The sequence below is a fragment of the Sphingobium sp. FW306-1B-F04DB genome (assembly GCF_058781925.1).
Genome location: NZ_JBYSXE010000073.1, coordinates 1 through 12,601, shown reverse-complemented (window position 1 = coordinate 12,601; position 12,601 = coordinate 1). Strand labels below are relative to the sequence as shown.

Annotated in this window: 13 protein-coding genes; 4 read left to right on the top strand and 9 right to left on the bottom strand. The window is 65.2% G+C overall.

All coding sequences use genetic code 11. From position 1 onward, the window contains the following. Positions 1 to 362: 362 nt before the first annotated feature. The 3 genes from AC3WJD_RS20670 to AC3WJD_RS20660 all read left to right on the top strand — a co-directional run bounded on the left by AC3WJD_RS20670 (position 363) and on the right by AC3WJD_RS20660 (position 3,801). Positions 363 to 554, top strand: a complete 192-nt coding sequence (locus AC3WJD_RS20670; RefSeq protein ID WP_492748645.1) for a hypothetical protein — start codon at positions 363 to 365, stop codon at positions 552 to 554. A 655-nt stretch (positions 555 to 1,209) separates the two neighbouring features. Beyond that, positions 1,210 to 3,117, top strand: a complete 1,908-nt coding sequence (locus AC3WJD_RS20665) for a M1 family metallopeptidase (RefSeq protein ID WP_492748644.1) — start codon at positions 1,210 to 1,212, stop codon at positions 3,115 to 3,117. A gap of 132 nt (positions 3,118 to 3,249) precedes the next feature. Beyond that, on the top strand, positions 3,250 to 3,801 hold the full coding sequence (locus AC3WJD_RS20660) for a CHAP domain-containing protein (RefSeq protein ID WP_492748643.1): 552 nt from the start codon (positions 3,250 to 3,252) through the stop codon (positions 3,799 to 3,801). 45 nt (positions 3,802 to 3,846) lie between these two features. On the opposite strand, the gene AC3WJD_RS20655 is transcribed toward AC3WJD_RS20660, so the two are convergent. The 6 genes from AC3WJD_RS20655 to AC3WJD_RS20630 form a co-directional block, all read right to left on the bottom strand. Further along, on the bottom strand, positions 3,847 to 4,113 hold the full coding sequence (locus AC3WJD_RS20655; protein ID WP_492748642.1) for a DUF3297 family protein: 267 nt from the start codon (positions 4,111 to 4,113) through the stop codon (positions 3,847 to 3,849). 68 nt (positions 4,114 to 4,181) lie between these two features. Next, the gene (locus AC3WJD_RS20650; protein WP_492748641.1) at positions 4,182 to 5,018 is read right to left on the bottom strand and encodes a S1 family peptidase; all 837 of its coding nucleotides are present in this window, start codon (positions 5,016 to 5,018) and stop codon (positions 4,182 to 4,184) included. A gap of 3 nt (positions 5,019 to 5,021) precedes the next feature. Then, positions 5,022 to 5,438, bottom strand: coding sequence for a DUF350 domain-containing protein (locus AC3WJD_RS20645; protein WP_492748640.1), 417 nt, complete (start codon positions 5,436 to 5,438; stop codon positions 5,022 to 5,024). Positions 5,439 to 5,499: 61 nt separating this feature from the next. Further along, positions 5,500 to 5,955: a hypothetical protein gene (locus tag AC3WJD_RS20640; RefSeq protein ID WP_492748639.1), complete on the bottom strand. Its 456-nt coding sequence runs from the start codon at positions 5,953 to 5,955 to the stop codon at positions 5,500 to 5,502. 149 nt (positions 5,956 to 6,104) lie between these two features. Further along, positions 6,105 to 7,922 carry a translational GTPase TypA gene (typA, locus tag AC3WJD_RS20635; protein WP_492748638.1) on the bottom strand — a complete coding sequence of 606 codons (1,818 nt, stop codon included), beginning with the start codon at positions 7,920 to 7,922 and terminating at the stop codon, positions 6,105 to 6,107. A 259-nt stretch (positions 7,923 to 8,181) separates the two neighbouring features. After that, positions 8,182 to 8,775 carry a TetR/AcrR family transcriptional regulator gene (locus AC3WJD_RS20630; RefSeq protein WP_492748637.1) on the bottom strand — a complete coding sequence of 198 codons (594 nt, stop codon included), beginning with the start codon at positions 8,773 to 8,775 and terminating at the stop codon, positions 8,182 to 8,184. Between the two features lie 181 nt (positions 8,776 to 8,956). Between AC3WJD_RS20630 and AC3WJD_RS20625 the strand changes: the two genes are divergently transcribed. Next, entirely contained in the window at positions 8,957 to 9,901 is a 945-nt protein-coding gene (locus tag AC3WJD_RS20625; protein ID WP_492748636.1) for an SDR family NAD(P)-dependent oxidoreductase, read from the top strand. A 125-nt stretch (positions 9,902 to 10,026) separates the two neighbouring features. On the opposite strand, the gene AC3WJD_RS20620 is transcribed toward AC3WJD_RS20625, so the two are convergent. From AC3WJD_RS20620 to AC3WJD_RS20610, 3 genes are all read right to left on the bottom strand, one after another. Further along, entirely contained in the window at positions 10,027 to 10,764 is a 738-nt protein-coding gene (locus AC3WJD_RS20620; RefSeq protein ID WP_492748635.1) for a glutathione S-transferase family protein, read from the bottom strand. A 61-nt stretch (positions 10,765 to 10,825) separates the two neighbouring features. Beyond that, a complete protein-coding gene (locus tag AC3WJD_RS20615) occupies positions 10,826 to 11,785 on the bottom strand; it encodes a hypothetical protein (RefSeq protein ID WP_492748634.1) in 960 nt (319 codons plus the stop codon). Further along, positions 11,752 to 12,601 (bottom strand): tetratricopeptide repeat protein (locus AC3WJD_RS20610; protein WP_492748633.1); only part of this gene is annotated, 850 nt, incomplete at its 5' end. The genes AC3WJD_RS20610 and AC3WJD_RS20615, both read right to left, overlap by 34 nt.

The following is a 12,601-nucleotide window of genomic DNA, read 5'->3' as shown; positions in this document are numbered from 1 at the left end:
AAGTCGTCCGATGACCTCGCAGACAACCGTTGGCCAACGGGAAAAAGGAAGCCTGATGCTCAAATCAATTAGACAACCGTCCGGACACGACGACATTGCTGACTTTCAGTTCCTCCCCGGAACGGGGAGGTGGCAGGCCGTCGGCCTGACGGAGGGGCTGCGCTGAGGCTCAGGATTCTCGCCAGCCCCTCCACCATGCTTCGCATGGTCCCCCTCCCCGTACCGGGGAGGAACCATAATGGCAGCTTCCCACGACATCCCTGCCGTTCCGGGAGGCTACAACCTGGAAACAAACGACATTACTATGCCGGGAGCGGATCGATGCTCTGGCAAGCCTATGCCGATCGCAGGATAATCGGTGTGTGCAGAAGCCCCGCGATCATCGTCTTCAGAAACCCGCCGGGATCGGCGAATATTCCCCGGCCGTCCGGCGGCTGTGGCGGCGATGGATGTTGGTCGCCGACTGGCTGGGCAAGCACAGGCCGCTGGATCTGGCCTGTGGCATCCTGTTCCTCATGGCAATCGCGGCGTCGGCGGCGCAGGCGCTGTCCTGATGACGAAACCACGATGCTACAATCGAGGCCATCTACCGTCCTCTCCGGGGATGGCCGCCAGATTCGGGCGGGACGATCTTGGCGTTCCGTCCGGCGGGGGCGAGCCCCCGCTCCTGCCGGCCAGGGCTCATTCCCGTCGCCCCGCTGCCATCGCGCAGGCAGAGCAACGGGCGGATTGGACAGCTGATGCAACGCGAAAATGATACCCGAGGGCTGGCTCATGCATGCTACGGGCCTGCGCTTCGGCATTTGATGATCTTCATGGCCGCGCTGGCGCTCGCCAGGCTCGGCGCCGTGCTCCTCGGCTGACACGTTCACGCGCCAAATCGCACCTCCCCCGTGCCTCCGCGTGAATCCGGCCGTTTCGTGCGCAGCCGCGAAAGGCCGCCGTCCTACAGCGCAAGAACCCGATAAACATTGTAACTATCTGAATATAAACAATTTTGTCTTTATTTTACTTGCTCATATGCGTGAGCTTCGAGAAGTTCGGAGGGATCGGGTGGCGGAAGGATATTTCGACGAAGCGCGCTCTCGCGATGTCACGGCGCCCCGCGCGCGCGGTGCGGCGCGCCCTTCCATCCCCGGCGATCCTGTTCTAGCTTCCCGCCATTCCGAAGCGCCCGGTGCGGGCGTGCAGCACAGAGCCGATCCTTTCATGACCTTGCGTAAATTTGTGTCCACCGCCCTGCTCGCCGCACTCGCCGCGTGCGGTTCCGCCAAGAACGAGAACACCGCCGCGCCGCAGACCGCGCCCGTGCTCTTCACCGAGGATGCGAAGGACGCGCACAGTTTCGCGAGACCCGAAGAGGCGCGCGTCAAGCACGTCTCGCTCGATCTCGCCACCGACTTTGATGCAAAGGTCGTCAAGGGCACCGCGACGCTCGACATCGAGACCGCACCCGACGCGAAGGAGGTCGTGCTCGACAGCAAGAATCTCGCCGTCAGCCGCGTGACCGATACCGAAGGACGTCAGCTGCCCTTCGCGCTCGGCAAGGGTGACGAGGTCCACGGCCAGCCGCTGACCGTCCAGCTGGGCGGCGCGAAGAAGATCGTCGTGCACTATGCCTCGGCGCCGGGCGCTGCCGCGCTGCAATGGCTTTCGCCCTCGCAGACCGCGGGCAAGAAGCTCCCTTACCTGTTCAGCCAGGGTCAGGCGATCCTCAACCGCACCTGGATCCCGACTCAGGACAGCCCCGGCATCCGTCAGAGCTGGGATGCGACGATCACCGTCCCCGAGGAGCTGACCGCGGTGATGAGCGCCGAGATGTTGACGCCCGAGGGTGAGGAAACCGATGGCGGCCGCGTCTTCCGCTTCAGGATGGACAAGCCCGTCGCGCCCTATCTGATCGCGATCGCGGTGGGCGACCTGACCTTCAAGGAGCTTGGCCCGCGCACCGGCGTGTGGACCGAGCCGTCGATGCTCGAAAAGAGCGCGTGGGAGTTCGCCGATCTCGAGAAGATGGTCTCGGCCGCCGAGGGACTCTACGGCCCCTATCGCTGGGGTCGGTACGACCTGCTCGTCCTCCCGCCCAGCTTCCCCTTTGGCGGCATGGAAAATCCGCGACTGACCTTCCTGACGCCGACCGTCATTGCGGGTGACCGCTCGCTGGTGTCGCTCATCGCGCACGAGCTGGCGCACAGCTGGTCGGGCAATCTCGTCACCAACGCCACCTGGGACGATTTCTGGCTCAACGAGGGCTTCACCACCTATTTCGAGAACCGGATCATGGAGGCGATGGAAGGCAAGGAACGCGCCGCGATGCTCGCCGATCTCGGCTGGTCAGACATGGAGCAGGCATTCGCGGACGTCGGTGGGCCGAAGTCGAAGGACACCCAGCTCCATCTCGATCTCGCGGGACGCGATCCCGACGATGGCATGACCAATGTCGCCTATGAAAAGGGTGCGGTCTTCCTGCGGACGATCGAGCAGACCGTCGGGCGCGAGAAATGGGACGCGTATCTGAAAGGCTATTTCGATCGCTTCGCCTTCCAGCCGCAGACCAGCGCGGGCTTCATCGCCGACATGCGCAAGAACCTGTTGGACGGCGACACCGCGCTGGAGAAGAAGATCGGCGTCGAGCAATGGGTCTACCAGCCCGACGTTCGCGCCAACGCGGTCCATCTGAAGGCCGCGAGCTTCGTCGCGATCGATGCGGCAGCGAAGGGCTTCGCGGGTGGCCAGCCTGCATCGGCGATCGATGCGTCCAAATGGTCGACGCAGGAAAAGGTCCGCTTCATCAACGCCCTGCCACGCAAGCTCGCGCCCGCGCAGCTCGCCGATCTCGACGCGACGTGGAAGCTGGGCAGCACGGGCAATGGCGAGATACGCTTTGCCTGGCTGATGCTTGCGATCGGCAATCGCTACGATCCCGCCGCCGCCTCGGCCGAGCAGTTCCTCACCGCGCAGGGCCGCCGCAAGTTCGTCAGCCCGCTGTTCGAGGCGCTCGAGAAGCAGGGTGATTGGGGCAAGCCGATCGCCGCGCGAATCTATGCCAAGGCACGGCCCGGCTACCATTCGGTCACCGTCGCGACGGTCGACAAGGCACTGAACTGGAAGGCGTGACTTCGGTTCATCGACACCTCATCGCGGCGCCGTAACAACTCGCCGCAAAGATGGAACCGCGTTAACCCGCCCCTATTCCGGCCGCCCGAAAAGCCCTCCATGAGAAGGCCATAGGGGTCGCAGGGGGTTTTCATGTTTGCAGGAGCAAAGCGCGCAATCGTCGGCATTGCCATGCTGATCGGCATGACCATCGCCTCGATCGCCCCCGCCGCCGCCCAGTACTGGCAGTGCGCGCCCTATGCCCGCTCCGTTTCGGGTATCGAGATTTACGGCAACGCGCACACCTGGTGGGCGCAGGCCGAGGGCAAGTACGATCGCGGCAATGTGCCGCAGGTCGGCGCGGTGCTCGCAATGAAGTCCTCGGGCAAGATGCGCCTCGGCCATGTCGCGATGGTGTCGAAGGTCATCTCGGAGCGCGAAGTGCTGCTCACCCACGCCAACTGGTCGCGCGGCGGCCAGATCGAGCGCGACGTCCGCGCGATCGATATCTCGGAGGCTGGCGACTGGAGCAAGGTCAAGGTCTGGTACGGTCCGATGGGCGATCTCGGCCTGACCGAATATCCCGCCTATGGTTTCATCTACGGCAACGCGCCGCGCGCGGAGCCGACGATCCAGATCGCCGACAGCAACCTTGCCCGCATCCCCGCGGTAATGACAGCGATCCGTACCCAGTCGGGCGACTGATTGGCCCCCGCCCGACGGGCAATCCTCGCAGCTGACGCCGGCGCCTCAGCCCTCGGCCGCGTCGTCCTTGATCTTGACGTCCTCGTACCATGCCTCGACGGGGCCGCTCAGCTTGAGCGTCAGCGGCTTTCCCTTGCGGTCGAGCGTCTTGCCCGCCTGAACGCGAATCCAGCCTTCGGAAATGCAGTATTCCTCGACATTGTGCTTCTCGACACCCTTGAAGCGGATGCCGACGCCGCGCGCGAGCAGTTCGGCATTGTGGAAGGGGCTGTCGGGGTCGATCGCGAGGCGGTCGGGGGGCGTGTCGCTCATGGGAATGTCTCTCGGCTGGAATATCGCGGGCGCCCTAGCGAACCCGCCGCCCCTGCGTCAATCGGCGATCATCCCGCCACGTCGCAATAGATCTCGCGGATCGCGCCGGCCGACGCATAATATTGGAAGCGCGCCAGCGCATCGCTGACGCCCGCGATGGGGGCCGCGGCCGCGCTGCCCGGCGCCAGCCTGGTCGCGCGCAGCAGCCGGATCGCAGCATCGGGCCGCGTCGTCAGCACGCGCCCCCGGCGCTCGCTCGCGGCCGAATTGATGCCCACCACTGCGCCGGTCGCGTCGAGCGTGGGCCCGCCACTGATCCCACCGAGCGCATGGTCAAATTCGGGAAAGCGCGCGACCTCGGCCCAGGCAAGCACGGGCTCTGTGCGCCCCGGCCCGCGCGCGGCGCTGCCCGGCCCGATCAGGCGGCTATGGACCACCGCGGGGCGACCGGACGGAAAACCCATATGATAGCCGTCCGTGTCGGCGGCGAGTTCGCGCACGGCGAGCGGCAGCACCTGCTGGCTGGGCAAGCCGTCGGTAATGACTGCGGCATCGCTTACCCGGCTCTGATAGATCCCGCGCACGCGCGCGGCCTGCGCTGGGCCGGTGGACAGGCCGACACGGTCGCAGGCCCGCACGACATGCTCGGCGGTCATCCACAGCCCGCTGTCGGATATTGCGAAGGCGGTGCCCTGGCTGTCCTGAGTCTGGCCGCTGTCACCTATGCCATATTCGGGCGCGGGCACGCCGCCGGGAAAGGGCATCGCTTCTTCGAGCGGCGGGCGGCGCGGGTTGCTCTCGGGCGCACGCAGCTGGCGCTCGTCGCGACCGGCAAACACCGTCGCGAGGACGAGGAACAGCACGAGCGGGACGAGCGAGCAGCCGCCCTGCCGCGATCCGGCCATCGCTTAGCCCGAAACCGCGGCGGCTGTGAGCATCGCGACCGCAATCTTGACCATCGCAAGAAAGATCGCGGCCGATTTTTCGTCATGCTCGATACGTTTGGGCAGGTGGTGCAGGATCAGATCGACGCCGCGAAAGGCGACGATCTGGATGATCAGGATCACCGTGCCCCACACCGCAACATCCCAGACATTGACCGATGCGCGGAGGCAGAAGGCCATCGGGATGGCGAGGCCCACCGCCGCGCCGCCGAGCGAGATCGCAGCCGCCTGATTGCCCTCGCGGATCAGCACCATCTCCTTGTGCGGGGTCAGCCAGAGATAGACCGACAGCGCCAGCAGAAAGACCGCGAGGGAGACACCCAGATGCAGCAGCAACACAGGAAGGCCAGCCACCAGGCTCTCGAGGACAGGTTCGATCACGGCATTCCCCCGGTTGACGATGGCCCTGTTTGGCCAGCGCCAGCCGCCCGGTCAATCCGCCTCAGCGACAGTGGCGCACGCGCACCCGGCGTCCGAGATACGGGTCATAGACCCGCTGCGTCCAGCAGCGGTCACGTCCGCGATAGCTATAGGGCCGGTCATAATAATAACCGCGATTACGATAGGACCGATCATAATAGCGGTCATAATCGTAATAGCGACGCCGGTCGTAATTGCGGTAGCGATAGCGGGGGTATCTGCGATCATAATAATAATCGTCGTAGTAACCATCACGATAGCGATAGCCACGATCGTAATAGCCACCCCGATAATAGCGGTCGCCCGACGATGATGCGAGCGCGGCACCGATCGCCAGCCCCACAACGCCCGCCGCGATGGCTATGCCCGCGTCGTCGTCATCACGATAATAGCGCCGCGCCTCGGCAGGGGCAGCGCTTGCGGCCAGCGTCGCCGCGCCTACGGCGAGCGATATGGCCTTCCATCCAAAAATCTTCATGCCCGTCTCCTGTCCTTCCGCCCCCTTTTCAAAAAAGGCGTCGGCCGACTCGTCGGTCGGCTCGGCGTCCAGGTCAGAACAGGCTAAAGACAGGCGGCTGAACCCCGAAGGAATTCGAAATTCATCCTGGGTTCAGCTGAAAATCTCTGTCAGGCGGCGTCCTTCTGCCGGTTCGCGCGCTTGCGCTCGTGCGGATCGAGGTGGCGCTTGCGCAGGCGGATCGACTTGGGCGTCACCTCCACAAGTTCGTCGTCGTCGATATAGGCGATCGCCTGCTCAAGCGTCATCTTCCACGGCGGAGTGAGGCGGATCGCATCGTCCTTGCCGCTCGCCCGGAAGTTGGTGAGCTGCTTGGACTTCATCGGATTGACTTCGAGATCCTCGGTCTTGGCGTTCTGACCGATGATCATGCCTTCGTAGAGGGCCTCACCCACGCCGACCATCAGCACGCCGCGCTCTTCGAGCGGGCCGAGCGCATAAGCGTTCGCTTCGCCAGCGCCGTTGGAGATCAGCACACCATTGGCGCGGCCCTCGATATTGCCCTTGTACGGCCCGTATTTCTCGAACAGCCGGTTCATGATGCCCGTGCCGCGCGTATCGGACAGGAATTCGCCATGATAGCCGATCAGGCCGCGCGAAGGCGCCGAGAAGGTAATGCGGGTCTTGCCGCCACCCGAGGGACGCATGTCGGTCATCTCGGCCTTGCGGATCGACATCTTCTCGACGACCGTACCAGAATGCTCGTCGTCGACGTCGATCACGACGGTCTCATAGGGCTCCTCGCGGCCCGAGGGGCCATCTTGGAAGAGCACGCGCGGACGCGAGATGCCGAGTTCGAAGCCTTCGCGGCGCATCGTCTCGATGAGCACGCCCAGCTGCAGCTCGCCGCGGCCCGCGACTTCGAAGCTGTCCTTGTCCTCGGACTCGGTCACGCGGATCGCGACGTTCGATTCGGCCTCGCGGAACAGGCGGTCGCGGATCATGCGGCTCGTCACCTTGCTGCCCTCGCGTCCCGCCATCGGGCTGTCGTTGACCGCGAAGCGCATCGAGAGCGTCGGCGGATCGATCGGCTGCGCCTGGATCGCATCGGTCACCGAGGTGTCGGCGATCGTGTTGGCGACCGTGGCGACGGTCAGGCCCGCGAGCGAGATGATGTCGCCCGCCCTCGCCTCTTCGACCGGGACACGCTCAAGCCCGCGGAACGAGAAGATCTTGGACGCACGGCCCGCTTCCATGACGTTGCCGTCCATGTCGAGCGCGTGGATCGCCTGGTTGACCTTGACGGTACCCGAGGCGACGCGGCCCGTGAGGATACGGCCGAGGAAGTTGTCGCGGTCGAGCAGCGTGACGAGGAACTTGAACGGACCATCCTCGTCGAGCGCGGGCGCGGGCACATGGCTCACGATCTTTTCGAACAGCGGGGTCAGGTCGCCCTCGCGGACATTGGGATTGTCGCTCGCATAGCCGTTGCGGCCCGAAGCGAAGAGCACAGGGAAGTCGAGCTGCTCGTCGGTGGCGTCGAGGCTGACGAACAGGTCGAACACCTCGTCGAGCACTTCCTGCGTGCGCTCGTCCGCACGGTCGATCTTGTTGACGACGACGATCGGGCGAAGACCCAGCGCCAGCGCCTTGCCCGTGACGAATTTGGTCTGCGGCATCGCGCCTTCGGACGAATCGACGAGCAGGATCACGCCGTCGACCATCGAGAGGATGCGCTCCACCTCACCGCCGAAATCGGCGTGGCCGGGGGTGTCGACGATGTTGATCCGCGTGCCCTGCCAGTCGACCGAGGTGCATTTGGCCAGAATCGTGATCCCGCGCTCCTTTTCGAGATCATTCGAGTCCATCGCGCGCTCTTCGACGCGCTGGTTGTCGCGGAAGGTGCCCGACTGGCGGAAAAGCTGGTCAACGAGCGTGGTCTTGCCATGATCGACGTGCGCGATGATGGCCACATTGCGGAGGCTCATTCAAGGAGTCCTGATGCTTTGAGAAAAGGGTTCGGGCGCGCCCATAGCGCATTTGCTGCGCCGCGGAAAGAGGCGGATTGAGGCGGCGCGGCATGCGGCAGCGCCACGGAACTTCGCGAAGGTCGCGCATATGGGCATAATGATCATGCTCCGACACGGGCGGGCCCGTAGCGGCCCGCGAAGAACATGACAGGAACATCGCGTGTAGGACAGAGGGGTTTGCGGGGACCGGGGAAATTTACGCCGCTATTAGTCAACCTCAGCTCGGCCGTGAGTTTCTATGCCGCAAGCCGTTGAGCAGAATTTCGATCATTTGTCGCGCAGACGCTTCCCAGTTGGGTCCGGCGTCGGCGGTCACAATCCCCGAAAGGGCGCGGAGCAGATTGAGCGGGTCGATATCGTGGTCGGCGATTTCACCGACGTCCGCCGCCCGCTTCAACATTCTGGACATTGAGGCGCTGAGCCGCTCGCTCGACAGGGCATATAGCTGCGAGTTGTCGACGACCATGGCCTTCAGCGCGTCCGCGAGAAGCAGTTTGGTGCCGAGATATTCCACAAACAGCAGCAACAGGCGTCGCAACCCGTCCAGCGGAAGTCCGGCTTTCTCCAGCTGCTCGCCCGCCTCGGCGAGTTTTTCCACTTCGTTCTGATAGACCGCGGCGATGAGATCCTCGCGTGTCGGAAAGTGACGGTAGAGCGTACCGATCCCGACACCTGCGGTGCGCGCCAGCTGTTCCAGGCTAACCGAGGTGCCTTCAGCGGTGAATGCGGCCCGAGCGGCTTCCAGCAACTGCTGACGGTTTCGCTCCGCGTCGGCGCGCGGTTTGCGGGATGGCTTCGAATCAGATGTCAAAAAAAGCCCCTTGTTAAACGGAGGAACCCTCCGTGTATAAAACGGAGGCACCCTCCTGTTTAGAGTTCATCAGCCTGGATCCGCAAGCAGCGCGATCCGGGAGAGGTCGCTTTTTTTTGGCTGCAATCTTACTCAAGGAGATGAAATGTGACGCGCCCTTTTGGAGCCGCTTCAACCACCGATGAAATTCTCGCCGGGATCGATCTCAGCGGCAAACGAACCCTCATTACGGGCGTTTCCGCCGGCCTCGGAGTCGAGACCGCGCGCGCTTGCAAGCCGTGGCGCACAGGTCGTCGGCACGGCGTGCGACCTGGCAAAGGCCGACCGCGCGCTCGATGAGGCGCGCGCCGCCGATCGGGCCAATGGCGGATCGATCGATGTGATCGAGGCCGACCTCGCTTCGCTCGCCAGCGTTCGGGCGGCCGCCGACAAGCTGCTCGCGGATGGCAGGGCGTTTGACCTGGTCATCGCCAACGCCGGGGTCATGGCCACACCCTTCGGCCGCACCGCCGACGGGTTCGAAACGCAATTCGGCACCAACCACCTCGGCCACTTCGTCCTCGTCAACCGCATCGCGCCGTTGATGCGGCGCGATGCGCGGCTGGTGAGCCTAGCCTCGTCCGGTCACCGGTATTCGGATGTGGACCTTGAGGATCCCAATTTCGACCGCACGCCCTATGATCCGTATATCGCATATGGTCGCGCAAAAACCGCCAATGCGCTGTTCGCGGTGGAATTTGATCGCCGCCACCGCGACCGCGGCGTCCGCGCGACCGCGGTCCATCCAGGCTTTATACAGACGGAGCTTGGCCGCCACATGGGTGAGCAAACGCTCGACACGTTCATCGATGCGATGAATGAGGACTACGTGAAGGAGGGCAAACCGCTTTTCCAGCGCAAGACGATTCCGCAAGGTGCGGCTACGTCGGTCTGGGCCGGCGTGGTGGCAGATGCCGATGAGGTCGGTGGCCGCTATTGCGAGGACTGCCATGTGACGACGTTCATCACCGACGAGCCGATCAACCCGCTCGGCGACGGTGCGCGGCCCTACGCGCTCGATCCGGACAATGCGAAGGCGCTCTGGACGAAGAGCGAGGAGATGGTCGGCGAACGCTTTCAGCCCTAGCCCAAACAGGGCCGGCGCCGACTACACGGCCGCGCCGGCCCTGTTGGTACGTGTTCTTTTTTCGCTGATTGCGCGTATCGGATTCCGACCAATATCTGCCCCTAAGTGGATTGCGGCTCGAAAGATTATAGCCGCATGACCCCCCGCCTTGCCTCGCGGGTGCCGACGCTCTCGGCGACCAGCGGCGCGCCCGCGTCGAGGAGCGCCTGACGCCGGCTGGCGATGGTGGTGCTGACCTGGGCCTGTTCGAAGGGGAGCAGGCTGGCGAGCGCCGGGTGTTCGAGCACGCGCCCGACGAAGCCCGCGGCGCGCGGCCAGCGTACGGGGTCGATCGTGAAGCCGGCATAGTCGGCGTTGCGGAAGAAGGATGCGAGCGCGATGTCGGCGAGGCCGATCGTGCCGAAGAGGAAACCATCGGCGGGAAGCTGGGTCTCGAGATAGTCGAGCACCGCAGGGATGTCCTCGGCGAGCGTCTTTTCGATCCGTGCCGCGTCGCCCGGTTCGCGCCAGACCGCGGGGTGGACAACGCGCTGGTAGAACAGCCCCCAGATGAAGACGTCGCCGAGCCGCGTGTCCGCGAACTCTTCGAACCAGCGCGCGCGCGCACGATCCTTCACATCGGCGGGGAGCAGCGGATGGCCGGGATAGGCCTCATCCAGATACGCGCAGATCACTGAGGAATCGCAGAGCGTGAAATCGCCGTCGACGAGCACGGGGATGCGGCGCAGTGGGCTCATGCAACCGAAGGTGTCGTCGCCGAAAAAGGGCGTGATCGGGTCGATCTCATAGTCGAGCCCCTTCAGGTTGAGGCAGGCGAGCACCTTGCGGACATAGGGACTGACATAGCTGCCGATGATCTTCATGCGTCGCTCCTGATTTCCCGCAGAATGCGGCAGCGCATCGGCCCGTGCAAGGCAAACGGCCTTACGGTGTCGCCTTGACCGGCGCCGTGTAAAACCTTCGCAGGACAGCGGCATTGTAGAGCGAGCGCGGTTCGTCGCGGCGCAGCGCGGCTGCCTCGGCGGGATTGCGCCAGCGCGCGAGCCGTGCCGCGACATCGCCGTCCCTGCGGTCGAGCGCGTGCTGGATCGCCAGCAACGCGCGATCGGCGGCGCGCAGCGCGGTGCGGTGGGCGGCAAGCCCCTTCACTGCATAGCGTTCGTCGATCTGGCCGAGCGCGGTGCGCATCGCCGCAATCATCAGCCGCGCGGTTGGGCGATCGCCCTGTGCCAGCGCGGCGTCGGTGGCGGCGCGTGCGCGCGCGATATCGTCGCGCTGATCGGCGAGGGTCACCGCCCTGCCCTGCCCGCACGCCGCTGCGTCGAGCGCACGGACATAGGCGGCGAGCCCGTCGAGTACGCGCGGCGGCGGTTCGGTGCCGTCGAATTCCTCGACGACGAGCCCGCGGATGAAGGCGCGCAGCGCTGGGTCGCCGGGCGCACGCGACACCTTGCCGGGCATGGCGAGATCGGGGATTGGCCTGGGATCGAAGCGCTGGTTGCCGCGGTGCGAGCTCATGAAGGACGAGGTGACATCGGCGGTACCCGGCGCACCCGAAAGACCTTCGAAAAGGAAATCGCGATTGTCGCGGCCCGCCCGGTGGCAGCTTTCGCACGAAAGCCCCGCGCGCGCGGCCTGCCCACCGAGCAGCAGCGGGGTGCGGAACGCGGCGCGGCCGATCTCGGCGCTGGCGCGCGTCGCGGCATCGGTGGGCGAGACATAGCATTCGGCGGGGCGCTCGCTGAGTGCGCGGACGCGCGCGTCCGGCGCGAGCCAGCGCGCGGCGCGCAGTTCCGGGCCGGGTGCGGCGGCGATGGCGGCCTGGCACAGCGCAAGCGCTGCGCCGAGCCTCAGGAACCCGTGGCGCGCGCCGCCGCGATCCAACGCCGCAGTTCCTCCGCTTCGTAGCAGCCGAAATCGCAATTCGCGTCGAGCGCCGCGAGCTTCTGCTCGGCACCCGTGAGATCGCCGCGTTCGACCATCAGCTCGCCATAATATTCGGTCGCGCCGCGATGCGTGGGCGCGATCGCGAGCGCCGCCAGATAATAGCCCTCGGCCACATCGTACCACTTCAGCTTGCGATTGGCGAAACCGAGATAGGTGAGGATGTCGGGATGCGGGCCGAAGCTGCGCTGCGACGCCTTGAGGACGTCGATCGCCTCCTGATAGCGATGCTCATTGATCAGCGCGACCGCGCCCAGATAGGCGCCGTCGCCCGCCGCCGCGCTCAGATATTCCGCACCAGGCATCGTATCGAGCCGCGCCTGCGGCCCGGCGCTGATCGCGGCGGTGATGTCATCGACCGCCTTTTGCAGATCGGCCGCCTGCGCACAGCCCGTGGCGCACGCAGCCTGCTTCTGCTTGAGCAGGTCGAGCTGCGCCTGTGCCTTGGTCTGATCGCCGAGCTTCGCATAGGCAACGCCCAGTTCACCCTGCGCCGGGACGAGGTTGGCGTCGTATTTGACCGCCTTTTCGAACAGCTTCTGCGCGCCCTTCACGTCGCCTTCGCCCGCATGCGCGAGCCCCGCGAGATAGTTGGTGTTGGCATCTTTGGGCGCTGCCTTGAGCACGCGGTCGAGCGACTTGCGCGCAGCCTTGTAGTCCTTCGCGCCCAACGCGGTGACGCCCTTGCGATAATCCTCGGCGGGATCGTAGCTCGGCGCGCTCATGCTCGGCATCGAGCCCCCGCCGCCACCGCCC

Bases quoted from the DNA above. Each gene is read 5' to 3' on its own strand.
- AC3WJD_RS20620 (WP_492748635.1), bottom strand. From the start codon at position 10,764: ATGAAGATCATCGGCAGCTATGTCAGTCCCTATGTCCGCAAGGTGCTC.
- typA (WP_492748638.1), bottom strand. From the start codon at position 7,922: ATGAGCCTCCGCAATGTGGCCATCATCGCGCACGTCGATCATGGCAAG.
- AC3WJD_RS20655 (WP_492748642.1), bottom strand. From the start codon at position 4,113: ATGAGCGACACGCCCCCCGACCGCCTCGCGATCGACCCCGACAGCCCC.
- AC3WJD_RS20640 (WP_492748639.1), bottom strand. From the start codon at position 5,955: ATGAAGATTTTTGGATGGAAGGCCATATCGCTCGCCGTAGGCGCGGCG.
- AC3WJD_RS20625 (WP_492748636.1), top strand. From the start codon at position 8,957: ATGAAATTCTCGCCGGGATCGATCTCAGCGGCAAACGAACCCTCATTA.
- AC3WJD_RS20660 (WP_492748643.1), top strand. From the start codon at position 3,250: ATGTTTGCAGGAGCAAAGCGCGCAATCGTCGGCATTGCCATGCTGATC.
- AC3WJD_RS20650 (WP_492748641.1), bottom strand. From the start codon at position 5,018: ATGGCCGGATCGCGGCAGGGCGGCTGCTCGCTCGTCCCGCTCGTGCTG.
- AC3WJD_RS20665 (WP_492748644.1), top strand. From the start codon at position 1,210: ATGACCTTGCGTAAATTTGTGTCCACCGCCCTGCTCGCCGCACTCGCC.